This is a genomic window from Microbulbifer celer, from assembly GCF_020991125.1.
In the GTDB taxonomy this organism is placed as follows: domain Bacteria; phylum Pseudomonadota; class Gammaproteobacteria; order Pseudomonadales; family Cellvibrionaceae; genus Microbulbifer; species Microbulbifer celer.
Genome location: NZ_CP087715.1, coordinates 2,926,431 through 2,949,935, shown reverse-complemented (window position 1 = coordinate 2,949,935; position 23,505 = coordinate 2,926,431). Strand labels below are relative to the sequence as shown.

Here is a 23,505-nt window from a genome sequence, read left to right as displayed (position 1 = left end):
CGGAATTTGACATGTAGTGGTCAACTATGTGGTTGCCACCTGAGGCTAGTGGCATAATGCAGACCGTTGAGAGTCGATAGGCTCTCGCAAATCAGGTCTAACTTCACTAAAGGATTGGTGTATTTCAAATTGTATTGCTTGTGGAAGAATAGAAAATTTCAATCATGGCTCAAGTACTCCCGAAGGTTGGTTTTGTTCCCGATGTAATACCGTGGGAGCATTAACCACGACGCTTCAAAACGCGCCATCCTCGCCTGTCAACGGGCGTGACGGTCTGTTTTTAGTGGGCCTGATTGCTAATCTGAACTTGTCTATTGAAGAATTAAATGCCATTACAGGTACCTTTGGTAGTCCTTGTCGCGATCAGGGTTTGGAGGATATCTGGGGCCTGGGAATTCCTGCGCGTCATCAGACCAGTAGTCAGAATATCGTGGTTGTGTTTACGCGTAATCACGGTGTAATGAATGTATATGGTATTGGTCGTCATGTGAGTAAAGGCAATAGCCATTAGCGTATTCTGCGCTGGAATGGCAGGCATGTTCGGGTGAATCGATAGTAAATGGATAAATTTTCTCTGTCATGTAAATCAATCAATTTCGCCTTACCATGAGTCATCGATCGAATTCGCATTTAAGAGTAGGGTTAAGCCTATCTCCGGCGAGAATATCGTTACAAAAGCGAAAACTGTGCATTAATCGGAACCGATCCTGAATCGAAAATTAGAAGCCTTGTCGCTACTGAGATCGTAGTTTGTGGCGTACTTATAAAGAATTCGATTGATGCAACAATTAGAGTCGCAGCCGACTTGGGGTTCTTGGTTTTTTTCCCCAAGATACGACGGCATGAAGGCTTAAATATTATCTCGCAGAAGATGTTTTTTGGCTGTGTCTATCAAACCTTGATGGGGAATATTGCCGTGTCGTCACCACGGCCGAAGCCCTGAGCGTTAACTGAGATCAGTGGTGTGAAAGTACAGCTGCTAACATCAGGATTTCTTGGTCATAAAAAATGAGGCGAAAATGGATAAGGAAAAGAACAGGGTTAGACAAAGGGCAAACGAGATAAAGCCGTATCGCTGCAAGAACCTTATAGCAGTGCTTGAGAACCCGATGGATATCAAGAATATCGGCACTGTGATACGGAATGTGAATGCCCTGGGCGTAGAGAAGACCTATATCGTCGATAGCCGGAAGGCGTTACCAGATGATTGGGAGGAGATGAGAGAGAAAAAGTCCCTATCCAAGACCTCGGTTTCTGCTATCAAGTGGAGCTTTGTAAAACGATTCGATAGTAGCGAAGACTGCTTGAAACACCTGGAGAAAAACCGGTTTAGATCCGTTGTCACCTCCCCGCATGTGAAAGGAAAAATAAACGAGATTCTGCATGAGGCAGACTATACGATGCCGAAATTGGCCGTCTGGTTTGGGAATGAATCGCGGGGAATCAGCGATGAGGTGGTAGCCTCAAGCGATTTTTGCGTATCAATCCCTATGTTTGGAATGATAGAAAGCCTGAACCTCGGGACCACTACCGGGATTGTGCTATATGAAATTACCAAACAGAGGCGGGCGTTCCAGGAAAAGTACAAGCGTGCAGGTCGAGGGCCCCAAAAATCCACAGAGAGCAGCCAGTAAGGTAGCAAGTTCTCCGGGGGCCAGGAAGATTGGTGCAATGGAAATGCGCACTGGAAATAATAGTAGCTACTCTCACGCGGTGCTTAAAAATCAGCCCCGGCTATTCAATCAGATTGTAATCACGCAAAAGGGCGATAGAATCGACTCGCCGCATTCAAGGAGAGCGCCATGAGTAAATTTCATCTAGCCCAGCTTAATATCGCCAAACTGATAGCCCCCATCGACTCCCCCCAGCTGAAAGACTTTGTCGACAACCTGGACCGGATCAACGCATTGGCAGACGAATCTCCCGGCTTTGTCTGGCGGCTGCAAACCGAAGAGGGGGATGCAACGAGTATCGATTTCTTCGGCGCGGATCAGATCGCGAATATGTCGGTGTGGCAATCGTTCGAGTCTTTGCACGATTACGTGTATCACTCCGCGCATATTGAGGTTCTGCGCCGCAAGAAAGAGTGGTTCCACAATATGGCCGAATCGCACATGGTGCTGTGGTGGGTGCCCGCAGGGCATGTTCCCTCGGTTGAAGAGGCTGCCGACAAGCTGGCCTTGCTGCGCGCATCCGGGCCCACGAGTGAGGCCTTCACCTTCAAGAAGGCATTTCCCGCTCCGGAGCAGGAGAAGAGCAGCTCAACCGAGGCGTAAAGCGCTTCTACACCGCGATCTATTCCAAGCCCCCACCACCCTGATCCAAGGGTGAATGAAAACGCGCCACGACCCGCCGTGGCGCTTCGTCTTTGAATCCGGGACCTTTCAGTTCCGCCGCCTTTGTGACATATCTAGCGTTTGTCATATTCCGCTTTGCCACCGATTGATGTGCCCCTGGTGTTGCCCTAATCTGGATCGGCTTTTGACGTTGCTGTAGAAATTTGATGCGTCAAAGGTCATAACCAAATGGCACCAACAAATAGAAATATCTATCCCAGTTGATTAAATAATAATAGGACGGGACTTATGAATAATTTCAATAAAAATGCGCTTTCTTTCGCAGTAGCCGCCGCAATGCTGATCCCCGCGGGCCAGGTAATGGCGCAGTCCGATGACGAGAGCACCAACTACGATTACGAGGTAATTGAAGAGGTCATCGCCACCGGAACCCGCAAAGCCGGGGTACTGCCCACCGAAACCCTGTCGCCGGTAGATGTGCTCGGCAGCGCCAACTTGTCCGAGCAGGGCAGTTTCGATCTCACCGACTCCCTCTCCAAAATCGCCCCCTCGTTCAATACCCAGCGCTTCCCCATTGCCGACGGCACCGCCTTTATCCGCCCGGTCACCCTGCGCAACCTGTCGCCGGATCAGACCCTGGTGCTGGTTAACGGCACCCGCCGCCACCGCTCCGCGCTGGTCAACCTGCAGCTGGCACCGCTCGGCACCAACAACCAGGGCGCCCAGGCGGTAGATTTTTCCGCGATTCCCTCTGCCGCCATTGCCCGCGTTGAAGTATTGCGCGATGGCGCATCCGCCCAATACGGCTCCGATGCCATCGCCGGCGTAGTGAACGTGATCCTGAAAGACGACGCCGAGGGTGTAAGCCTGAGCGCGCAGACCGGGGAATACTTTGAAGGCGATGGCACCCGCACCAGCCTCGCGGCCAACGCCGGTTTCGGCCTGGGTGACAACGGCTTTGTAAATGCCACGGTAGAGCACTCCACCGCGGATAAAACCTGGCGCGGCGCCGCGCGCCCGGATGCGGAGTTTGTCGGCTCCGTAGTCGGTGTCGATCAGGTACCGCTGGACGGCCTGGGCCAGCGCTGGGGCGATCCGGATGTGGAGACCACCAAGCTGTTCATCAACACCGGCTATGACCTTAACGAAAGCGTCGAGCTCTACGGCAACTTCGGCTACTCCGATAACTCCACCATCTCCGACTTCTTCTACCGCGGTCCGGTACTCGACCCCGAACATGAATTCGAAGCCCGCGCCACCCTGCAGGCAGACGCGGACGGCGACTTTATGCCAGACAACGCGCCGATGGATCTGGTCAACAGCATCCTCGGCCAGAACCTGGACCCCGCCGACTACCTGGTGGCCGACAGCAACAGCCCCAGCGGCTACGTACTGCGCAACCCGATTTACACCCAGTTCCCCGGCGGCTACAACCCGCAGTTCGGTGCCGACATTGTGGATATCTCCGCGGTGGTGGGCGCCCGCGGTGAACTGGCCTCCGGCATGACCTGGGACCTGCGCGCCCGCACCGCCGAGAACGAAGTCACCTATGTACTGAAAGACTCCATCAACCCGAGCCTGGGCCTGCTTTCTCCCACCAGCTTCAACCCCGGCACCCTCACCCAGCAAGAGACCAGCGTGAACGCCGACTTCGTAAAACCGATCGAAGTCGCCGCACTGGCCACACCACTGAACCTCGCCTTCGGTGCCGAGTGGCGGGATGAAACCTACAAGATCGGCGCCGGTGATGAAGCCTCCATCGCAGTAGGGCCCACCGCGGCGGTATTCGGTGTGGGTTCCGATGGCTTCCAGGGCTTCCCCACAGAAGCCGAAGGCAGCTACAGCAGCGAGAGCATGGCCGCCTACGTGGACCTGGAAGCCGACCTCAGCGACCAGTTCACCGTCGGCGCCGCGCTGCGCTTTGAGGATTACGACCTGTTCGGCTCCACCGCCAACTGGAAGCTCTCCGCCCGCTACGACTTCTCCGAAGCCTTTGCCCTGCGCGCCACCGCCAACACCGGCTTCCGCGCACCCACACCCGGGCAGGTAAACACCCTCAACGTCACCACCACCGCCAACCCCGACGGCAGCCTGACCCCCAGCGGCACCTACCCGGTAGACCACCCGGTGGCCCAGGTGCTGGGCGCACAGGCCCTGGACCCGGAAGAGTCCACCAGCTTCACCCTGGGTGCGGTGATCAACCCGCTGGCGAACACCAGCGTCACCATCGACTACTACAACATTGATATCGAAGACCGACTCGCACTGCGCAACAACACCATCGGCGCGGATGAAGTCGACCTGCTCACCAGCGCTGGCGTGGCCGATGCCAACCTGCTGCTGAACAGCAACGTCAACTACTTCACCAATGCCTTCGACTCCACCGTGCGCGGTATTGATCTGGCGGTCACCAGCGATTTCGACCTCGCCGGCGGTTTGCTGGTGGTGGACCTGCGGCATAACTTCAACGAACAGGAAGTCACCGACATAGCCCCCAACACCGTCAACGCCACCCGCGTGTTCGACTTCGAAAACCAGGTGCCCAACCAGCGCAGCACTCTCACGTTCGACTACGACAGCGGCGGCATGCTGCAGGGCTACCTGCGCTTCAACCGCTACGGCGATTGGCAATCCACCGGCGGCCAGCTGGAAGCCGACGGCAACGACACCTCCAACGCCACCCGCTACAGCGGCGAGATCCTCACCGACATCGAAGCCCGCTTCACCATCGCAGAAAACTATACCGTTGCCCTGGGCGGCGAGAATATTTTTGATGTGAAGGCCGATGATGAGGGCAATGGCACCCTGCAATTCCTTGGCGTACGCCAGGCGCTGACGTCGCCGTTTGGGTTTAATGGTGGGTTTTGGTATTTGCGGGCCAGTGCGGATTTTTGATTAGTAATTAACCCCAACGATTAAAGAGGCCACCCTTTGCGGTGGCCTTTTTTTTGGAGCTGACATTGTTTAGTGAGTGGCCCTATAGGGCTAAGGCTGGTGATTAATTAGCCGCTGTAATTGTGTGTAATGGATTTATGGGGTTGAAAACGTGACGTGTGTATCATTTTGTGGCTAGATGGTGGTCTGTGTCCAGATATAGACACATCACGGGTCCGGGTACATATATGGATACTTTGTGGGCAGGTATAGACATTTTGGTGGTTCCTATATATGCACACGCCCATGAACAAACCGTTAAGTGAGTAAAGGAGTACCGATGAAATCATTTTTATTTAATCTGGCGGGGCTTCTTGGCTCTTGGCAATTCATTGAGCTTTCTTCAAATAGTCCACTCAATTCAGTCTTAGCACCAATTGTTTTTACCGGGTTTCTCATATCGAGCGTTCTTTGGTTCATTGTAAAATTCGGTGTGAACCAACGTTCTAATGGCGCTACATATTTTGGTGGGGATGTCGGTGGTCATGGTCATGGTGGTGGCGGTGACTGCGGCGGTGGAGGAGACGGCGGGTGCTAACCCCCCCCTGTGTCAGGATAGATGTCGCGCTCACTTTCTAACCAGCAATGTATCAGGGGGTGGTAACAGAGTGAAGGATGCCACGATATAACGATGGCTTTAAAGAACGCACTGTTCAGATGATGATGCCGCCGAACGCGAAGTCGATAGCGGAGGTTAGCCGGGAAACCGGCGTTTCAGAGCCAACCCTGTACAATTGGCGAAATCAATTTCGTGAACAGGGTGTAGCCGTGCCAGCTGATCCAAAGAACCCCGAAAATTGGAGCGGGGAGAGTAAATTCGCCGTAGTCCTTGAGACCGCAGCGCTGAATGAAGCCGAGCTGGCGGAGTATTGCCGCAAGAAAGGGCTCTACGCCGAGCAGATACAGCGCTGGCGTGAAGCTGCGATTAGTGGGGCCGGTAGTCGCGACCAGATGTCCATGGAGGAGCGGCGCGACCTGCAGAAAGAGCGCAAGAAAAGCCGCAAGCTAGAGAAAGAGCTCAAGCGCAAAGAGAAGGCGCTGGCGGAGGCGGCTGCGTTACTGGTGCTGCAAAAAAAGGCCCAAGCCATCTGGGGGGAAAGCGAGGACGAATGATCGCCTCGGAAGACCGTCAGGTGGCGATAGAGCTTATCGAAGAAGCGGTGACGGCAGGCGCTGCCCGGTACAAAGCGTGCGCGGTATTGAACCTCACTGTGCGTACCCTGCAACGCTGGGAGAAAGCATTGCAGGAGCGAAGCTTGGTCGATCAGCGCAAGCGCGCGGCTCAGGCACGTACCCCGGGTAACAAGCTCACTATCGAAGAGCGACAAAAGATACTGGCAGTCTGCAACCAGCCGGAATACCGCAGCCTTCCGCCATCACAGATTGTCCCGATGCTGGCCGATCAAGGAATCTATATCGGCTCTGAATCCAGCTTCTACCGCGTATTGCACGAAGCGAATCAGCTGCACCGCCGAGGTAAGGCGGAGGCGCCACGTAACGTCGCGAAACCGAATGCGTACCTGGCAGATCGCCCGAACCAGGTGTGGAGCTGGGATATTACCTTCCTAGCGTCCAGTGTAAGAGGAGCCTTCTACCGGCTGTATCTGATACTCGATGTCTTCAGCCGCAAAATAGTGGGCTGGGAAGTGCATACTGAAGAGTCGTCAGAACATGCCAGCACCCTGATTCGCAAAGCGCAGCTTGCGGAGGGCGCCGTCAAGAATGGATTGGTTCTGCACTCAGACAATGGTGGGCCGATGAAGGGCGCCACCATGCTGGCCACATTGCAAAAGCTCGGGGTGGTGGCATCGTTCAGTCGGCCCTCAGTGAGCAATGACAACCCGTACTCGGAGAGCTTGTTCAGAACCTTGAAATACGGACCGAGCTATCCGAGCAAACCGTTTGAGAGTATCTCCGCAGCAAGGCAATGGGTTCATAGCTTCGTGCAGTGGTACAACAATGCACATCGCCACAGCGCGATCCGCTTTGTGACGCCGAGCCAGCGTCATAGTGGCGAAGAGATTGAACTACTAAAGCGCCGTAAAACCGTGTACGAAGAGGCGAAACGGAAGAACCCGAGACGGTGGCCACGCCACACCAGGAACTGGAATCCTATTAGAGGCGTCTGGCTTAACCCACCACAAGAAAAACAAGCCGCTTAACCGCTGATCGCGACATCTTCTTTGACAAACACCGACCCCCCCCCCCCCACTTAACAGTCACAGGCAGTAAAGCTCCGGCCCTTCGGGCCTCCGCGGGACGGCTTACCTTAAGCACGTTTTGCGCGGTCGCTTCGCTCCCAGTTTCGTGCAAAACGCGCTTAAGGTAAGCCGCCCCTGCTGTGGGCGTTAGATTTTCTCGCCTGTGAGCGATTAATTCTCAAGGAATATTTATGAGCAACAACGAAATTGCGATAGTCATTCCCGAGGGGCAAGCTGAAATTGTTCCTATTATGCAGCGTTGCCTCATGTCTGTTCGTGAAGAGCTTCGCGACGACCCTTATATCATCGAAGCCATCAAGGTCTTGCAAGTTGGTGGCTATAGAAGCTCTATAGGCTCTTTTTGGAACGCCGTAGTGGATGACCTTAGAAACAAGATCATGTTCAGGAGTGTTAAGCTATTCAACCAATCTGTAGAAATAGGCAGAAATGTTGAAACATACGAGGACTTCCAAAACTACGTCAACGATGATCAGCTGATAGACGGTGCGTATAAAATTGGCGTTATTGGCTGGGAGGCCAGTAAAGTTCTGAAGCACGCCAAAGAAACAAGGCATATATTTTCAGGTCATCCAAAAAGTAGCGATCCCTCAATTATTAAAGTTTTGGCGATGATGGATGATTGTATTAAGTATGTACTTAATGCGGAATATCCGGCTCAGATAATCGACGTCAATGACTATGTTGCAACGTTAGCTGAGCAGAATTATGACCGCAATGTCGTTGCAATTGAAAGTGCATTAGGTGATTTGCCAGAGATCTATAAGAATGAGTTGGCGAATAGGCTCTATACTTCTTATATACACCCGCAGTCCACCAGCATATTACGTTCAAACATAGAATTCGTTGCTCCAATTCTTTGGCGTGTGCTACCCAAGCCAATAAAAATACAAGTCGCACGCAGAGTGGATCAAGAGATTCAAAAGGGCAAGGCGGATATAACTGAAACAGCATTCAGCTTCATTGAACTTGTTAAGAATCAGAGTTATCTATCTGTAGTAGCTCGTCGCTATCAAATTGATCCCTTGGTTAAAGAGCTAACGGCTGCATTTGATGACTTTCCAAGAGAAAACGATGCTGTCAAAGATTTGGTTCCGTATGCGAGCTTGATACCCGACGATTTGCTGCCAGAATATGTTCTTTCCTTAACTAGAACATACGTGGGAAGAATGGGTTCGAGCGCTAGATGGAATAGAACTGACTTTTTTGCCGATGGCGCGGCCATGTACATACCCGATATGTTTAAGTCATTTGATGACCACGCAGCTAGTTACTTTGTCGAAGGCGTAAAAGCTAATGAGCTTCTAAAACGTCGTATTGAGGCGCCCGCCAAAATGAGAAGGCTGCGAATTCTGGGAAATATAGTGCTAGAAAAAATCTCTAATACTTTCCAAGAGCGCCAATTCATAGAGGCTTTATGTGATGAGCAGCGAGAAGCAGAGTTTCTTGCTCTATTGCGCCAATAAACCTAACAAGGAGCTGCTCCCGTACAAATTTTACGCTGCGCTTCAAATTTGCCGCAGAGCTCGGTGCTATACACTCAATGAAACTAACTAAATCCGTTAAATTATTATGGATATATTATGAACAATCAGGAAGTGCCAAATATTGAGGGAATGCTTGCTTATCTAAAGCCACGAAGTGATAAGTGGGATTCACTATGCGAGGAGTCATTTAAAGCCCTTCTTCAAGAGCCAGAAGCAAGGGCTTTAAATGAAGAGGAAAAAGGTGAACTCGAGAAAAATAAGCAGCATATAAACGATGTTTTATTAAAATCACTGCAATTGCCTAATCTATCTTTCTTTGCGGGTAGTGGAACCTCTCTTGCTGAGGTCAATGGTCCTAGCATGTGGGATCTTTGGAAAAAGTCGATGCTTAAATATCCCAATGCTGAAAAATCAGATGAAGGCTTTGGTGTGCTCACAACGGAAGCGTCATCAACATTAGACAAAGTAAAATATACAGAATTAGAACACCCCAATATTGAATATTTCTTATCACAATGTGATGCCTATCTTTTATTTAATGAAGATGAAGAAGTTGATAGTTTCCTAAATAAAGTAAAAAACACGATATTACATGAATGTTCATCATTTATAAACACAGAGCAAAGTGATATATCTTGCTATCAAAGTCTTTTGCAAAAGTTAGCAAGAAGAAGAGTGCGCGATCCACGACTAAAAGTATTCACTACAAACTATGATATGTGTTTTGAAACTGCCGCGTCAGATCTTGGGATGATGATAGTTGACGGTTTTTCTTATACTCGTAATCGAAAATTTGATGGAAAATATTTTAACTACGATGTCGTGAGAAGGGAAAGTGATAACCATGAGTTTGTGGAAGGAGTAGTACAGCTGTACAAACTACATGGCTCTGTTAGCTGGGAAAGAAGAGAAAGTAGTGTATTTGAAACGAATTCACCGGCGCCAGAAAATGCGGTATTAATTTACCCTGCGAAAGGAAAGTACCAGCAAGCTTTCATACAGCCCCACCTTGAACTCCTATCAAGATTTTTAGAATCATTAAGACAGCCTAATTCGTGTTTAATTATGGCTGGATTTGGTTTTAATGATGATCACCTTTCTGAGCCTATAATATCGTCAATAAAATCAAACCCGAGTCTTAAATTAATTATTGCTGATTATAAAGCAGCCTCTAATATCAAGAATTCGACTAAGGAAACCAGTCCTTACTGGGAAGAGCTATCTGAATTAGCCTCTCAAGGTTATGACATACATTTTATTAATGGTAGCTTTTCAGAATTTGTATCAATTATTCCTCACTTAAGAGCCCTTACTCCTGCTGATCAGTTAGCAAAAGCTGTTAAGGCGGCTGGAAGATAAAATGGACTTAAATTTACTATTTACAGAGAACGGAATTCTAAGCAATCGACTTAAAGTCGGTGTTGTTTCGTCAGTATCAGCACAAGGCATTAAAATAAATCTAGCTCATTCAGGTGATGTGAGCGGTAGTTATGTTGATGGAAGTAGATACGGGCGTGGAGAAGTGGGTGAACTTCTTTTAATTGAGGGGCAACAATCGATTTTGCTGGGCCGCTTAACAGAAGTGAGACTACCTGATAGAGATCGAACAGAATTGTCGCAAGATTTTGAAGGCTCTACCAAGCTTGATGCTATTGGATTCGTACAGTTATTAGGTTCAATTAATATTGAACAGTTAAAAATTCAAGCAGGTATCATTTCTTACCCTAGACTTGGGGATCGGGTATTTTCTGCTCCGACTGAACTAATATCTGCCTTGCCTGAGCTTATGATTAGCGGTGTAACAGATTCAGGAAGCACTAAGGTAACACTGGAAATTGGTGAGGTTACCGGAGAAACTGGAAACAAAATACGTGTAACCCCGGAAAAACTCTTTGGACGCCATTGCGCTATTCTAGGATCTACTGGTGGTGGAAAGAGCTGGACTACAGCAAAAATAATTGAAGAATGTGCAAAACATAACAACTCTAAAATTATTGTTATTGATGCAACTAGTGAATATCGTACGCTGAATAGCACATACACAGCCCACTTCCATATCAGCTCCCCTCTTCATGTACATAAAGAATCTACAGAGTTTTGCATCCCTTCTACTGATTTTGTTGAATCCGACTTTATTGCTATGTTTGACCCAGCAGGAAAAGTACAGGGGCCAAAACTAAGGGAAGCAATTAAGAGCTTACGTTTAGTTAAGCTCAACCCTGATATATTTCCAGATGGCTATATAAAGAAGATTGATCAATCTAAAGAGGATTATCGGAGGGCTTTGAATAGAAATAACAATGCCAAGCTGGTTGATAATCCAGCGCAACCATTTGATATTGGAATGCTAAACAAGCAAATTCATCAAGAGTGTTGCTATCCAGAGGATTATAATAAAACAGGAAAGAAGTGGGGCGGAGAAGATGGAAGTGTTGCCTTCTGTTCTTCACTGTTTACCAGGGTTTTGGCAGTTACTCACTCGGAGTCGCTTAAGTCTGTATTCAATCCAGAACCCAATGCTGAGAGTTTAGGGGAGATACTAGATGCTTTTTTAAAAGGGAATAAAAAAGTATTAAGACTGTGCTTAAGCGATGTTAGTTATCAGTTTTATGCAAGAGAAATGTTAGCCAATGTAATAGGGAGAAAACTGCTAACGCTTGCACGGAATGAGCTGTTCATAAGAAAACCTATATTAACTATAGTTGATGAGGCGCATAACTTTCTCGGAAAAAGAGTGGGTGCAGAAGATCACTCTACAAAACTTGACGCTTTTGAAATGATAGCGAAGGAAGGCCGAAAGTACGGTTTGAATATATGTCTAAGCACTCAAAGGCCTCGGGATATAACGGAGGGGGTACTTAGTCAAATGGGTACTTTATTGGTTCATAGGTTAACAAATGATAGAGATAGAGAAGTTGTTGAGAGAGCGTGTGGAGAAATAGACCGTTCAGCAGCATCCTTCTTGCCAAATTTAAAACAGGGTGAAGTAGCATTAGTTGGCGTTGACTTTCCAATACCAATGACAATACAAGTTGATAAGCCAATATATCCTCCGAAATCAGATGGCCCAAGTTTTCAAGATATTTGGGGGAGATTGAATTGAGCAGAAAGCGTATAAAAAAGGAAAGGAGGGTGTTCAAGATTCTGTGTCAGCCAAATAGCCTCATAGGCCGATGTGTTTTTCCAGGTTATCCGGGAAGTGTATCGTTAGCTGCGATAGCGTCAGGGGTTGTTGGCAAAAAAGGGTGCGCATGTTTGGAATATTTAAAAGTAAGCCTGTTCTGTCTGAAGAATATATTGAATTTCAGGTCGCCACTTATAAATGACTGCTGAAAAATTTCGGTGGCGATGACTTTTATCACCATGCAAGGCTGGTACTTCCGTGAACATAAGGGGTCAAGTCTTGACATAATAGTGTTTTGTATCGGCCGCATCCTCTAGATGCCAGAGTTACACACAAAAAAGTAGACACCATGAAAGCAGTCGTTTGCTACCGGCCAGTAGGCCAGAAAGAACTGGATCTGGTAAAAGAGTCCAGCTACAAAGCGTGGCCCCCAAGACTGCCAGAGCAGCCAATCTTCTACCCGGTAACCAATGAAGAATACGCGATAGCGCTCACCAATGGAACATTACCGACTTTGGCAAAGGGTATGTAACCAGATTTTATGTCAATAAAGAGTTTATGGACCGTTACCCCATCAGGTGTCTCGGCGCAGCCGCCCATACTGAGTGGTGGATTCCGGCCGAAGATCTGGATGAGCTTAACAATAATATAGTGGGTAAGATTGAAGTCATCCGTGAGTATGGGCCATCGAAATAGTGATCTTCCGCCGCTTTAACGGATGCCTGCTGTGGCAGCAACGCAGAGGGTGTTCAAAACTCGGCATCAGCAATACAGCGCTCAAGATGAACAGCTGTAGTGTGATACACCCCCCGCATTGAAATACTCTTTGGGTCTTAAGCGGTAGTATTTCTCTTCGATTTCTTTTGATTGCTCATCATACGGGTGGCTCAGGACTTCCTGCAGCTCCTTGATCGGGCTGTAATCACCTTGCGCGGCCTGTTGATAGGCTGGCACGATCAGCCATTCACGCCACGCATACTTCGGGTTGACACGTTTCATTTTTTCGGCTGCCGTCGATAAGTCATGACCGGCCGACACTAGATCGCGCCAGCTGCTTAACCAGGACTGCCATTTTTCGTCGAGCTCAGAGGATGTTTTGGCATAGAAGCTCTTTTTCAATGCGGTAATGTCCTCAGGTATATGGGATAGCTCACGAAAGAACATGGTGTAATCTACCTCTGAGCGATTCATAAGTGTCACCAGTTCCTTAAACAGCTCCAGGTTGAACTCGGCGAGACCGAGCTTAGCTGCCCACATGTGATGCAGCTGGTCTTGCATTACTTCCTGGAAATCACGGCGTATTTGATCCAGCCGTTCTAGCGCTTCATTGTCGTTCGCGAGCAGTGGGCGGATGGCCGTCCAGAACATATGAAAGTTCGCCTCTGCGGCGGTTGGCTGGTTGAAGAATGAAAAATGCTGGCCGCCGCCGGTCCAGGGTTGGAACTCGGGATCGAAAACTTCACAAAAACCAAATGGACCATAATCCAGCGTAAAACCTCCAGCGGCGCAGTTGTCACTGTTAAAGTTACCCTGGCAATAACCTACACGGAGCCAGTTGGCGACCAAGGCGGTAAGGCGCTGGCGAAATAGTCGCGCTAATTCAATCACTTGATCTGCAAAATTGAGGCTGGGGTCGATTTCGTCTTGGTATTCCCTGGCAATTAAATGCGTAACGATCATGCGCAGCTCTTCAAGTGCATTGTCATGCGCATTATTGCGAGCACGGCGGGCAAATAATTCAATTTGTCCAACACGCAGGAACGAAGGGGCTACGCGTGTTGATATTGCCACCGGATTCTCGGTGATAATGTCGGGATCAAATGCGTTGGAATGATCGGAATACCAGGGGCGGGATACGGTGTCCGTTTTAGACACATACAGGGTTAGCGAGCGGGAGGTCGGCACACCCAAAGCGTGCATATATTCCTGTGCGAGAAATTCACGGACGCTTGAGCGCAATACCGCGCGCCCGTCGGCTCCGCGGCAATACGGGGTTGGGCCACCCCCTTTTAACTGCATCTCCCAGCGCTGCCCGTTAAATACGCCTTCGAACACGGAGATGGCCCGCCCATCACCATACCCGTTGCCGGTACCAAATGGACATTGCTGGATATATTCAGTACCGTAAATTGACAGCGCATAACCGGTTGCCCAGCCGAAGTTACGCATGGGGGCACGGGCTGCAGAGATATCTCCAGAGAATAGCTGGATAAAATTTGGGTCCTGGGCAAGTTCGTCGCTGAGCCCAAGCTCATGAAAGAAACTGCGACTATGGGCGACATATTCTGGCTGTCCAATCGGTGTGGGTGTTACCGGCACGAAGTGTCCGGAGAATACTTGGCGCGCGCGGTGATCATCGCCATCCATTGTGGCATCTGGGTCGGCATTTAAGCTATCCATCAACGAGTAATCTACCTGCTGGACAAATTCATCGAAGGTGGTCACCTTGGTTTTGTCTGGCGATGTGGATGGCTGAGTCATTGTTGTCAAAACCTATGGTTATGCGTGCTATGGCTAAGCGGTTGTTTCAGTCAAAACGGCTTATGGGAAAAACTCGCTACAAGCGAGCCTACTTCATGCCCTCAAGAGCAGCGTCGACTTTCTTCATCAAACTATTGTTGGTGGGAGAGTTACCCAAAGTCTAACACTCAGGGTACGGGGCTGCCCAATAGATCCTGTAGGAGTGTTATAGTGGTCGGCTAGATGGTTCCATTCCAATAAATGTACCTGATAAAGTGTGAATGCCAATGGAGCTCAGAGAAAAAATAATAAATCTGGAAAAGACACTTTTGACGTTCGAAGTCAGGCGGTCACCGGCAAAGCTCAATGAGCTGCTGTCCGAGAATTTTAAAGAAATTGGTGCCAGTGGCGCCTGTTCCGGTCTCGCCGAGATCCTCGAGCATCTGCCCCGTGAGCGTGACTGGTCCGCAACAACTCAGGACTGGGAATTTCGGGCTCTTTCAGAAGGGATCGTTCAAGTCATGTACAAGGCCTGTATCGAGAAGCCTGGCTCAGGCACACCTGTATATTCTCGACGAACTTCGATCTGGCGGCTGGAAGGTGAATCCTGGAAGATGGTGTATCACCAGGGAACAGCGGTGGTGCCATTTGAGCTTGAAGGCTGATTGGCGGCTAGAGTCTTATTGAGAATAGTGGGTAAAGGAAACAGCAACCGGAGACGCGGTGATCAAAACTCCCAAACTCTATCTGTTTGTAAATTAATCGATTGGCGAGCGTGAAGAACCAAAGCGGCTCGGTACAGATACAGCGGAACCTGGAGTATCCGCGTCTTATGTGAGACCGCCAAAAAAGAGAGCAGGCACTGCTGGTTTGGCTAGCATGACCGCAACGGAATAAGAAGCCGCCATTGAGTGAGGCGTTTTAGCAAAAAGGGTGAGCATGTTTGGAATATTTAAAAGTAAGCCTGTTCTGTCTGAAGAAGATACTGAATTTCAGGTCGCCACTTATAAATGGCTGCTGAAAAATTTCGGTGGCGATGACTTTTATCACCATGCAAGGCTGGTACTTCCGACGAGAGAGAGTACTTTCCCTCAAAAGTTGAAAGCCCGGAACAGGCCGCAAGTGAAACCTTTTTGACCGTTAAAAAGTATGCGGGTATGGAGGATTGGCCCTGTAGATTGCAGGCGCAAGACGATGACATTAACACGCGAGTCGCTCCTACTTTAACAATACAGAATGCGCCGCAAAATCCCCTTGGTACGCTTTCGGTAGAAGAGGGTGAAGAGGTTGTAATAACCTACAACCCGGCCGTGGTTAAAACCCCCACACAACTCGTGGCTACCCTGTAGCGTTGCTGGGTACACAACACAGCCAACGTGCTCAATAAACTGTCGGGCTAGCCGAAAGCCCAGCGCCGCTCAGACGCGCCTGCCGGGTCCCCAGATTACCGTCCCTGCTTGCCGCGCAATTTGAGGCGCCGCAAAGCGGCCTTGGGCTTGGTTACTGCGAGAAACTGGCCCAGTTCCCGGTCCAGCCGCCGGTTGATAATCGCCAGCAGCTCATCTGTATCCTCTACGCTGCGGGCATAGCGCGCGGCTGCGCCCAGGCGGCCCTTGCGGCAATGCCGCTCAAGGATCTTGCGCGAGTTTTTGTCGGCCGAGGCGTTAGCCACCGGCACACTGGCCCCGGATATATCGATACCCAACAGTTCGCCAATCCTGTTCAGGCCGTCGCCCTGCTCCCAGCACACTTCGGTAAAGCGCTCGGAACCGCGGAAGAATTCCCGTGCAGCCTCGTTGTGCTGGAGGTAGAAATCGCGCAGGCGGTCTTCATTCCCATGGACGTCGTAGCACCCATAGGCGATCCGGAACGCCTCGGTCGGGCCATTGCGCAGGTTGAGCTTGCGCAGGCTCTCTAGCCATTGATCCTCGGAGCGGCGGGTCGTAAGCACAAAACGGCTGTCGGGGTAACGCTCGGCCAGGCGCTCGTACAGTAGCGGGTAGGGGAAATCGCAAAGACTGTCATAGTTGTCGATGATGGCACAGATGTCGTCGAAGCGACCAAGCTCATATAGCTTGAGCCCCAGACTCCCCGGCCCCTGGCGGCTCAGAAAGCCCAGTTCGGCCATTACGGCATTGAAAGTGGTGGTGCCCGTTCTGCTCAGGCCGATACAGAAGGTCTTCGGCATCATCTGCGTACCCCGATATGAAGTTTGGTCGGGCCGGATCAGCCGGCGTCCGGGTAAAAGAGTTCGAAGTCGCGGGCGTATAGCCGCTGGATCAGCTGACGCTCGGCCGGCGCGAGCTGGCTGCGTACATAGTCGTCCGCTCGCTGGCGATCCGATTGCCGCGTATGCAGCTCGAGCGGGCAGCCGAAAATATCGTCCACGATACGGCTCAGGTCGGTCTCCAGTGTCTCGACTCTGCCGACATGGCTCAGGGATTCGATCGGCAGCGGGATCAGTTCGTGCTGCGGCACCCAGTGGGCGTTGGCCATAAGCAGGTCGTCATCCAGGCGCTGCAGGAACTCGAGCAGTGTATACACGCGTTGCGGTTTGCCCACCGGGTGCAGGCGGTATTTCTTCACCATCCGGGGAACCGCTGTCTTGCTGCGCCAGGCGGAAACAATGCGGCTATAGGGGTTGCGTACAACGGTAAATGTACATGCCCCCGCGAGTGACCCGGGGGTCGGCAGGGCTTTGAAGCGGTCTTTGGCCGCGTTGCCACCGGGATCATTGTGGATATCGTAGCCGCAGTGGTGTGCCAGTGTGCGCATCACGGTGGAGTTGGCTGCTTTGGGAATGCGGAAATAGCAGAAGTTGTGCGGCCGGGACCAGGCAATGTGGCTCACAATCATCCGGCGTACCGCGGGGTTCGCCGTATCGCGCAGTAGGGGGTGCCGCCCCAGGCCGCCGTAGCGCAGGGCGGCGCCGAGCCAGATACTCGCTCTCATTGCTTCGGTTCCTCAGGTTGCCGGGGCATGAAAAGGGCGCAGTATACTCACGGGCGGCAACTGCGTCACCGCCCTGAGTTGCAGCTTGGAGGGATGCGCCGGTATTCTAGCTATGATCCGGCTCATGTACGACCGCCCCGGCATCTGCCCCAGTATCTGGAAGACACCTTTCAAGCGGTACCGCTAAACCATGATCATTTCTCACAAGTACAAGTTCATCTTCATCAAGACCAGGAAAACAGCCGGAACGAGCATCGAGATAGCCCTCTCCAGGTTCTGCGGCCCCAACGACGTCATCACCCCGATGAGAAAGGAAGATGAAGATCTCAGGCGCTCGCTCGGTTACCGCACGCCCCAGAACTATCACGCACAGCTATCCGAATATGGGCCGATAGACTTTCTCAAGCTAATCTACGGGAAGCGCAAGAAGCGCTTTACCAAGCATCAGCCGGCAGCGCAGGTGAAGGCGCTTGTAGGCGACGAAATATGGAACAGCTACTACAAGTTCAGCGTGGTAAGGAATCCCTGGGATCGCGCAATCTCCAGCTACTTCTGGCGCAACAGAAGGAGCAAATCACAACAGGACCTCGACGCCTTCATCGCCAGCGACTACTTGCGCAAGAAGCATGACAACAGCAGCATCTACCTCATCAATGATGGAATTGCTGTAGATCGGGTATGTCGTTTTGAGCAGCTCAGTCAGGAGCTTGAAGAAGTCCGTCTTCACCTGGGAATCCCCGAGCCTCTGCCCCTGCCCAAGGCGAAGGGCGACACAAGAAAGGACAAACGCCACTACCGGGAAATACTAACGGAAGCGCAAAGAGATGAGATTGACCGGATTTTCAGAAAGGAAATCGGACTTTTTGACTATTCGTTCTAGTGGTCCATGTGGGAAATTCGTTAACTAAAGCACACAGCCCCAGGCTCCAGGGCGGCGACGTGATCGTTTGCAGAATTTTCCGCATGGACCGTTAGGGCCTCCACAGGAGAGGCCATCTCCGGGCAATCCCTCTGTCAGCGTTTCCCCAGTGCGTGCACTTGCCCCAGCGCCAAATCCAGATTGCGCGCGCCCGCTTCCAGGCTGAAAGCGGTGGTGTAAAGGTGGCGGGACTGGCGCCCGAGAGCGGCGCGGCGGTCATCATCCGACAGTAGCTGCTGAATCGCGTCCGCCAGCGCGGTCGGATCCTCGAATGGTGTCCAGCACGCGGTATCAGTGTCGGAGAAAATAAAACGCGCTCCCACCGTGGGCGTGGTCACCACGGGCAGGCCAAAACGCATGGCGTCCAGGTAGACAAAGCCGAAGGGTTCGTCGAGCGAAGAACAGACGAACAGATCCAGGCCCTGCAGGAAATCCGCTTTATCACTGTGTCCAAGCCAACCCGGCAGGTGAACAATCCGCGACAGCCCGCGCTCTTCGACACGGGCTTTCATGGTGTCGAGATCCTTGCCATCGCCGGCGATTGTGCTCTCGAGCTCGACACCGCGCTCGCGCAACAGGTCCACCGCGTCGATCAGGACGCCAAACCCCTTGCGCGGGACAAAGCGCCCCAGGGAGCCAATCCGCGGTGGATGCCGCAGATCTTGCTCGCTGGGCTCAGGGCCTTTTTCGCCCGGCTCAGGGCTACTTTCCTTTGGCTCAGGGCTGTTGTCCTCTGGCTCAGGGCTGTTTTCAGCCAGGAAGTTGGGCACGATAAAGATGCGTTCCTCATCGAAACCCTGCGCCTTCAGCGCGGCCTTCATTTCCGTGGTCGTTGCCAGCCAGCCGTCCGCGTTGCGGAAACGCCCCATGCGCTTGCTCTTCATGGTGCCTACGCGGGTGAGTACGGGGATGCCGCTGCCGCGCAGGGCGCGATGTGCTTCGATAAAACCCATCTGCGCAAAGCCCAGCACCAGATCCGGCGCAAAATCCAGAATGCGCTTCCGCAAACCGGCGTGCGGGAGGTAGCGGTGTAGCTTCCAGATGCCTTCGAGCACCTCCACCTGATCGCCCAATCCCCGTTCGCCGAGCAAGGCAATCATTGACTGGGCCCGCTGGGAAACCAGAATCTGGAGTTGGTGGCCTCGTTCCTTCATGGCCAGCGCATAGGGCACCAGGGACTGTTGTACCCCGCCGAGGCCAGTCGAGATCATGACCAGTGAGATTTTCATAGGCGCCGTCTTTGCCGGAGAGATGTGTGCGGACTGGAGCATCAGTCCGGTGACCGCCATCGCATGTGTGCCCAGCGCCGTTTGAGGGCAGCCACCAGTGGATGGCGACGGATGCCGCGGGTGCGGCCGATATCCGTCCAGGCCTCTGCATCCAGGCCGTAGTCACTGAAACGCTCCACCAGCGCGGTCACGGGATCGGTGTCGATATTGAACTCAACCAACTGTTCCGGCCTGTCGGCCATAAAAGCGCGCACTTCAGTCAGATGCGTGTCCCATTCGCCGCGCCAGATTTCAGCGATCTCATCCTTAGAGTCGATCCCCCGCTGGCGCATGACCCGTTGCACGAACTCACCGTGACCATGTTTCAGCCGCGAGCGGATCCAGTCCTCCCGGTCGCGCAGATTGAGCAGCAGGATGCTGTCCGGATAGTCGCGCATCATCTCCCGAAAGTGGCGTATGGGCTCAAAACTGTCACTCTCGGTTTGGTAGATCAGGTCGGCATAGAGGGTGTAGTTTTCCAGCCCGGCAAAAATCTTGCGCCCGGCGTTAAGGTTCTCGCGCATCAGGTATGCGGCGTTGCGGCTGCGGCGCAGGGGCCTTCTGAACTTGTATTTCAGCACGGGATGCCCGGCGTGCCGAAAAAGCGACTCCAGGCTGCGAGTACCGCATTTGTGGAAGCCGATTTGAATGACTCTGGGAAGGTCGCCAGGGTGCTGATTCCTTGGGTGCATGCTGAAATCCTGATAAATACATCGATTCGCTCCGATCACGGGCGAGTATATCGCCTACGTGAATAGGTGGACAACTGCGCATTACGCACAATTATCGTCCATTGATTCAGTGGCGAAATCGAGGGCCAGGCATGGTCCCGGTATGGGAACCGGAGCTATGACCCAATAGGATGCCTTCTCGATTCACTGCCTGCGCTCTAGCGTTGCGGTTACTATGTGAATTCAGAGTCATTAAAAAACACCCTCTGGTGTTGCAGCTTCTCAGCTGAAGCCCAACGTGAGAAAAACACTAAAGGCCGGCTTAAAAGAAATATCAGGTCGAGATAGTTCGAGGAGCTGTTGGCTGTTGAGTACATGGCTCCGGGCCAAAGCACTTCAATAGGAAAGGGCAGAGCAATCAATGTCTCTACCTGAGGTATTTCGCTCAATTTTTATGGGCCAATATGGTCTAGTGGAGAATAAGGGGCGGTCATCAAAGTGATTTTCTGCCCTGCATTGTTTTCTGCCCTGCATTAGTAGTGCAATCGTAATAAATCAGTAATTAATACTTCAGCTTTCTCCAGCGAAAGCGATTTGCACCGATGGGTGAAAACGATACGAATCAACGAAGTACGAACGTACTAGTCCCTGTACCCGGCACGATAATCGAAGCCAAGATAAATCCTGAATGTCCAACCATTGCGGTGTCCTGATTTGAAAGTTGCTTAGCGGTAAGCAATTAAAAAATTCTGGCGCGATTTACAAGTGTCCTTTGTTGACATTCAATCGCAAACTCCTAATGTGCTGCAATGCTGGTGCGTAGCAGAATCATGTCGCCACGTAAGCTCAATACAAGATACGGAAATGCATTGAAAATATTGGGAGATGTACAGTGGATCTTGCAGAGATATTGGCGGTAGGCAGTTCATTTCAAAGTGAAACGGGAAACATCGACACCGGGCTGTTGAGGCCAATTCGTAATTGTGACTCTGTATCCGATAAAGAATCGTTATACAGTTGCATGAAAGAAATTATCAGCAACCCGGAGTATGGAGAGCAGCTGCTTGACTCTCCTGGAAGGTTGATCGAGCTGCATGAAATTGCCGCTGTTCATGATGGGGCGCTTTTTGCAGCACTATCAATCCACTACAACCTTTGTGTCGGCACGATAAAGGCGCTAAAGAAAGATTCTGAGTATCTTTCTGGAATCTACAGGGAGCTCCTGCAAGGGGAGGCGGTTGGTGTTTACCTGGCTACAGAGCTCGCATACGGAAATAATGTTTTCTCTCTTGAAACAGAGGCAATATACGATCGCGATAGAAAGGTCTTTACCCTACATTCACCGAACGCCAGTTCATTCAAGTTCATGCCAAACACCTCACTATCTCAACATGCGGCCAAGATAGCGGTAGTTATGGCACGGCTAAAAATTGATGATGAAGAATACGGCGTCATGCCATTTGTGGTAAGAATTCACGATGCGAATAAAGTGTTACCAGGTATCAGAATCAGCGAAATAGGGAATAAACCTGGGTTCGGGCTCGACAACTGTATTACCAGCTTTAATCAGGTGGACTTGCCTTTTGAATCAATCTTGAGCAGAGATATTCTTGATATATCACTCAATGGGGAAGTCGATTTTATAGAAACCGATCAAAGGAAGCGGTTTCTTCAGTCTATGCAGCGGGTTCAGTTCGGGAAAATATGCATGGCTGCTGGGGCAGCCGCGGCGGCAAAAGCGTCATTGTATATTACAAAAAACTACGGCAAGCAGAGAAAGACCTTCTCGGTCGTAGGCGATGTCCCACTGACCAGCTACAGCTCATTTTCTCAGCCTCTGACCATTTATACTGCTGCTCTCGTCGTTCAGTCCTTGTGGATTAGAGACCTCGGTGATAGAGCGCATCGTGAAGAAGACAGCAGTAAAGGCATGCCAGAAGAGTTGAAGAATGAAATTGCGTTAGCGAAATCTCTGGTTACCTGGGAGTCCAGGGAGGTGATAGTTGGTTGCCGAGAGCTCTGCGGGGCACAGGGTATGTTTTCTGCCAACAAGTTCTCTAACTACTATGCAATGGCAAACGGTTGCATCACCGCAGAAGGCGATAATGTGGTCATCATGCAGAAGGCCGCCAGAGACTACCTCCGATCATCACTCCCATTTTCGTTCCCGGATTGCTCGCCGTCTGTGCAAGCTGTCCTTCGGGTTTTGCACAAATTTGCGCTCAGTTTACATAAAGAAGTGCAGCTTGGACTTAAGGCTGAGGATAAAACTGACTACTTTTCAAAGTGGAACCAGTATTCAGAAAAAATGATGGAAATGCTTGATGTTTATGGCGCGCTGTGCGCATCATCGGCGGCAAGCAGTTTTATTGGGGAGGAAGGGTATTCATGGCTATTGGAAATATTTTTGTTGGAGAAGCTTAAGAAATTCGTGCCGTCTATTTTGGCGTCAGACATCGAAGATCCAGATAGCATAAAAGATCTACTAAAAAGAGGAGAAGATCTCGTACATGAAAAGCAAGATCAAACAGTCGAAATCATTGATTGGTTTGGTATAGATAAAACTGGGCTGAAAACCCCAATTTCAGAAGGTGACTACATAAATTGGTACCACAGTAGCCACGCTGACGCGTCGATACCTCAATAGTGAACCCGGCGATAAGATTAACTTCTTCCTTCGGCTGAATTGAAGAATAACTGCAGTCGTTTTTTACCCAAGTTACCCACAGAGAGGCATTGACGATGGAATTAGAGTTTGAACCAGGAAGAAATATTGCGATGAAAATTCCCGCGCACGAGTACGAAAGTACCGTCCGCTTCTACCGAGAGGTCCTGAAATTCAAGGACATCACGGGGAATGCTGTTGGCGATACGCCAAAGTTTGAGTTTGGCGATAAAGTACTTTGGTTGGACTGCATGCCAGGCCTGAGTCAATCAGAAATCTGGTTAGAGGTGGTTGTCAGTGATATCGACAAAGCTTCTGAGTACCTTAAGGAGCAAGGCTGCCACCGCAGAGACGAGATCGAGCCACTACCAGATGGATTTAAAGCGTTCTGGATATCCAGCCCAACGAATATCATCCATCTGGTATCATCCACCGGTGAATAGCCTCAAGTTTGGCGTGCTTCAGTCTATTGGAATATTTTTTAATACTGTTGGTTGACCATCCTGTCG

19 protein-coding genes are annotated in these 23,505 nt (G+C 50.8%); 14 read left to right on the top strand and 5 right to left on the bottom strand.

Features of this window, described 5'->3' with window-relative positions:
• Positions 1-211: 211 nt before the first annotated feature.
• The 10 genes from LPW13_RS12440 to LPW13_RS12395 all read left to right on the top strand — a co-directional run bounded on the left by LPW13_RS12440 (position 212) and on the right by LPW13_RS12395 (position 12,593).
• The gene (locus LPW13_RS12440; RefSeq protein ID WP_230435821.1) at positions 212-511 is read left to right on the top strand and encodes a hypothetical protein; all 300 of its coding nucleotides are present in this window, start codon (positions 212-214) and stop codon (positions 509-511) included.
• Positions 512-1,019: 508 nt separating this feature from the next.
• A complete protein-coding gene (locus tag LPW13_RS12435) occupies positions 1,020-1,634 on the top strand; it encodes a TrmH family RNA methyltransferase (protein WP_230435820.1) in 615 nt (204 codons plus the stop codon).
• A gap of 168 nt (positions 1,635-1,802) precedes the next feature.
• Positions 1,803-2,276: a DUF3291 domain-containing protein gene (locus LPW13_RS12430; protein WP_230435818.1), complete on the top strand. Its 474-nt coding sequence runs from the start codon at positions 1,803-1,805 to the stop codon at positions 2,274-2,276.
• A 309-nt stretch (positions 2,277-2,585) separates the two neighbouring features.
• Positions 2,586-5,192, top strand: coding sequence for a TonB-dependent receptor plug domain-containing protein (locus tag LPW13_RS12425; RefSeq protein WP_230435816.1), 2,607 nt, complete (start codon positions 2,586-2,588; stop codon positions 5,190-5,192).
• A 319-nt stretch (positions 5,193-5,511) separates the two neighbouring features.
• Entirely contained in the window at positions 5,512-5,769 is a 258-nt protein-coding gene (locus LPW13_RS12420) for a hypothetical protein (protein WP_230435815.1), read from the top strand.
• A 77-nt stretch (positions 5,770-5,846) separates the two neighbouring features.
• Positions 5,847-7,393 (top strand): IS3 family transposase gene (locus tag LPW13_RS12415; RefSeq protein WP_407941944.1). Its coding sequence is split into 2 segments (ribosomal slippage): positions 5,847-6,318 and positions 6,318-7,393, totalling 1,548 coding nucleotides; the frame shifts between segments, so codons are not numbered across the junction.
• Positions 7,394-7,623: 230 nt separating this feature from the next.
• Positions 7,624-8,916, top strand: a complete 1,293-nt coding sequence (locus LPW13_RS12410) for a hypothetical protein (protein WP_230435811.1) — start codon at positions 7,624-7,626, stop codon at positions 8,914-8,916.
• Positions 8,917-9,033: 117 nt separating this feature from the next.
• Positions 9,034-10,296, top strand: coding sequence for an SIR2 family protein (locus LPW13_RS12405; protein WP_230435809.1), 1,263 nt, complete (start codon positions 9,034-9,036; stop codon positions 10,294-10,296).
• 1 nt (position 10,297) lies between these two features.
• Positions 10,298-12,040 (top strand): ATP-binding protein, encoded by a 1,743-nt coding sequence (locus LPW13_RS12400; protein ID WP_230435808.1) that lies wholly within the window; start codon positions 10,298-10,300, stop codon positions 12,038-12,040.
• 370 nt (positions 12,041-12,410) lie between these two features.
• Positions 12,411-12,593 (top strand): hypothetical protein, encoded by a 183-nt coding sequence (locus tag LPW13_RS12395; RefSeq protein ID WP_230435807.1) that lies wholly within the window; start codon positions 12,411-12,413, stop codon positions 12,591-12,593.
• A gap of 245 nt (positions 12,594-12,838) precedes the next feature.
• Here LPW13_RS12395 and LPW13_RS12390 read toward each other — a convergent pair whose 3' ends face one another.
• Positions 12,839-14,542 (bottom strand): protein adenylyltransferase SelO, encoded by a 1,704-nt coding sequence (locus tag LPW13_RS12390; protein WP_230435806.1) that lies wholly within the window; start codon positions 14,540-14,542, stop codon positions 12,839-12,841.
• A 266-nt stretch (positions 14,543-14,808) separates the two neighbouring features.
• Between LPW13_RS12390 and LPW13_RS12385 the strand changes: the two genes are divergently transcribed.
• Positions 14,809-15,186, top strand: a complete 378-nt coding sequence (locus LPW13_RS12385; RefSeq protein WP_230435805.1) for a nuclear transport factor 2 family protein — start codon at positions 14,809-14,811, stop codon at positions 15,184-15,186.
• Positions 15,187-15,965: 779 nt separating this feature from the next.
• Here the strand turns inward: LPW13_RS12385 and LPW13_RS12380 are convergent.
• Both LPW13_RS12380 and LPW13_RS12375 read right to left on the bottom strand, forming a co-directional pair.
• Positions 15,966-16,712, bottom strand: a complete 747-nt coding sequence (locus LPW13_RS12380) for a sulfotransferase (RefSeq protein WP_230435804.1) — start codon at positions 16,710-16,712, stop codon at positions 15,966-15,968.
• A 35-nt stretch (positions 16,713-16,747) separates the two neighbouring features.
• Positions 16,748-17,473, bottom strand: a complete 726-nt coding sequence (locus tag LPW13_RS12375; RefSeq protein WP_230435803.1) for a sulfotransferase family protein — start codon at positions 17,471-17,473, stop codon at positions 16,748-16,750.
• Between the two features lie 190 nt (positions 17,474-17,663).
• On the opposite strand from LPW13_RS12375, the gene LPW13_RS12370 reads away from it, so the two are divergent.
• Positions 17,664-18,353: a sulfotransferase family 2 domain-containing protein gene (locus LPW13_RS12370; RefSeq protein WP_230435801.1), complete on the top strand. Its 690-nt coding sequence runs from the start codon at positions 17,664-17,666 to the stop codon at positions 18,351-18,353.
• 134 nt (positions 18,354-18,487) lie between these two features.
• Here LPW13_RS12370 and LPW13_RS12365 read toward each other — a convergent pair whose 3' ends face one another.
• Positions 18,488-19,621: a glycosyltransferase family 4 protein gene (locus LPW13_RS12365; protein WP_230435799.1), complete on the bottom strand. Its 1,134-nt coding sequence runs from the start codon at positions 19,619-19,621 to the stop codon at positions 18,488-18,490.
• 41 nt (positions 19,622-19,662) lie between these two features.
• The gene (locus tag LPW13_RS12360) at positions 19,663-20,352 is read right to left on the bottom strand and encodes a sulfotransferase (protein WP_230435797.1); all 690 of its coding nucleotides are present in this window, start codon (positions 20,350-20,352) and stop codon (positions 19,663-19,665) included.
• Positions 20,353-21,223: 871 nt separating this feature from the next.
• On the opposite strand from LPW13_RS12360, the gene LPW13_RS12355 reads away from it, so the two are divergent.
• Entirely contained in the window at positions 21,224-22,978 is a 1,755-nt protein-coding gene (locus LPW13_RS12355) for an acyl-CoA dehydrogenase family protein (protein ID WP_230435795.1), read from the top strand.
• A 95-nt stretch (positions 22,979-23,073) separates the two neighbouring features.
• Positions 23,074-23,439: a VOC family protein gene (locus LPW13_RS12350; protein ID WP_230435793.1), complete on the top strand. Its 366-nt coding sequence runs from the start codon at positions 23,074-23,076 to the stop codon at positions 23,437-23,439.
• Positions 23,440-23,505 lie beyond the last annotated feature (66 nt).

Coding starts and splice junctions, on each gene's coding strand:
- LPW13_RS12435 (WP_230435820.1), top strand. CDS start 1,020: ATGGATAAGGAAAAGAACAGGGTTAGACAAAGGGCAAACGAGATAAAG.
- LPW13_RS12430 (WP_230435818.1), top strand. CDS start 1,803: ATGAGTAAATTTCATCTAGCCCAGCTTAATATCGCCAAACTGATAGCC.
- LPW13_RS12425 (WP_230435816.1), top strand. CDS start 2,586: ATGAATAATTTCAATAAAAATGCGCTTTCTTTCGCAGTAGCCGCCGCA.
- LPW13_RS12420 (WP_230435815.1), top strand. CDS start 5,512: ATGAAATCATTTTTATTTAATCTGGCGGGGCTTCTTGGCTCTTGGCAA.
- LPW13_RS12410 (WP_230435811.1), top strand. CDS start 7,624: ATGAGCAACAACGAAATTGCGATAGTCATTCCCGAGGGGCAAGCTGAA.
- LPW13_RS12405 (WP_230435809.1), top strand. CDS start 9,034: ATGAACAATCAGGAAGTGCCAAATATTGAGGGAATGCTTGCTTATCTA.
- LPW13_RS12400 (WP_230435808.1), top strand. CDS start 10,298: ATGGACTTAAATTTACTATTTACAGAGAACGGAATTCTAAGCAATCGA.
- LPW13_RS12395 (WP_230435807.1), top strand. CDS start 12,411: ATGAAAGCAGTCGTTTGCTACCGGCCAGTAGGCCAGAAAGAACTGGAT.
- LPW13_RS12390 (WP_230435806.1), bottom strand. CDS start 14,542: ATGACTCAGCCATCCACATCGCCAGACAAAACCAAGGTGACCACCTTC.
- LPW13_RS12385 (WP_230435805.1), top strand. CDS start 14,809: ATGGAGCTCAGAGAAAAAATAATAAATCTGGAAAAGACACTTTTGACG.
- LPW13_RS12380 (WP_230435804.1), bottom strand. CDS start 16,712: ATGATGCCGAAGACCTTCTGTATCGGCCTGAGCAGAACGGGCACCACC.
- LPW13_RS12375 (WP_230435803.1), bottom strand. CDS start 17,473: ATGAGAGCGAGTATCTGGCTCGGCGCCGCCCTGCGCTACGGCGGCCTG.
- LPW13_RS12370 (WP_230435801.1), top strand. CDS start 17,664: ATGATCATTTCTCACAAGTACAAGTTCATCTTCATCAAGACCAGGAAA.
- LPW13_RS12365 (WP_230435799.1), bottom strand. CDS start 19,621: ATGAAAATCTCACTGGTCATGATCTCGACTGGCCTCGGCGGGGTACAA.
- LPW13_RS12360 (WP_230435797.1), bottom strand. CDS start 20,352: ATGCACCCAAGGAATCAGCACCCTGGCGACCTTCCCAGAGTCATTCAA.
- LPW13_RS12350 (WP_230435793.1), top strand. CDS start 23,074: ATGGAATTAGAGTTTGAACCAGGAAGAAATATTGCGATGAAAATTCCC.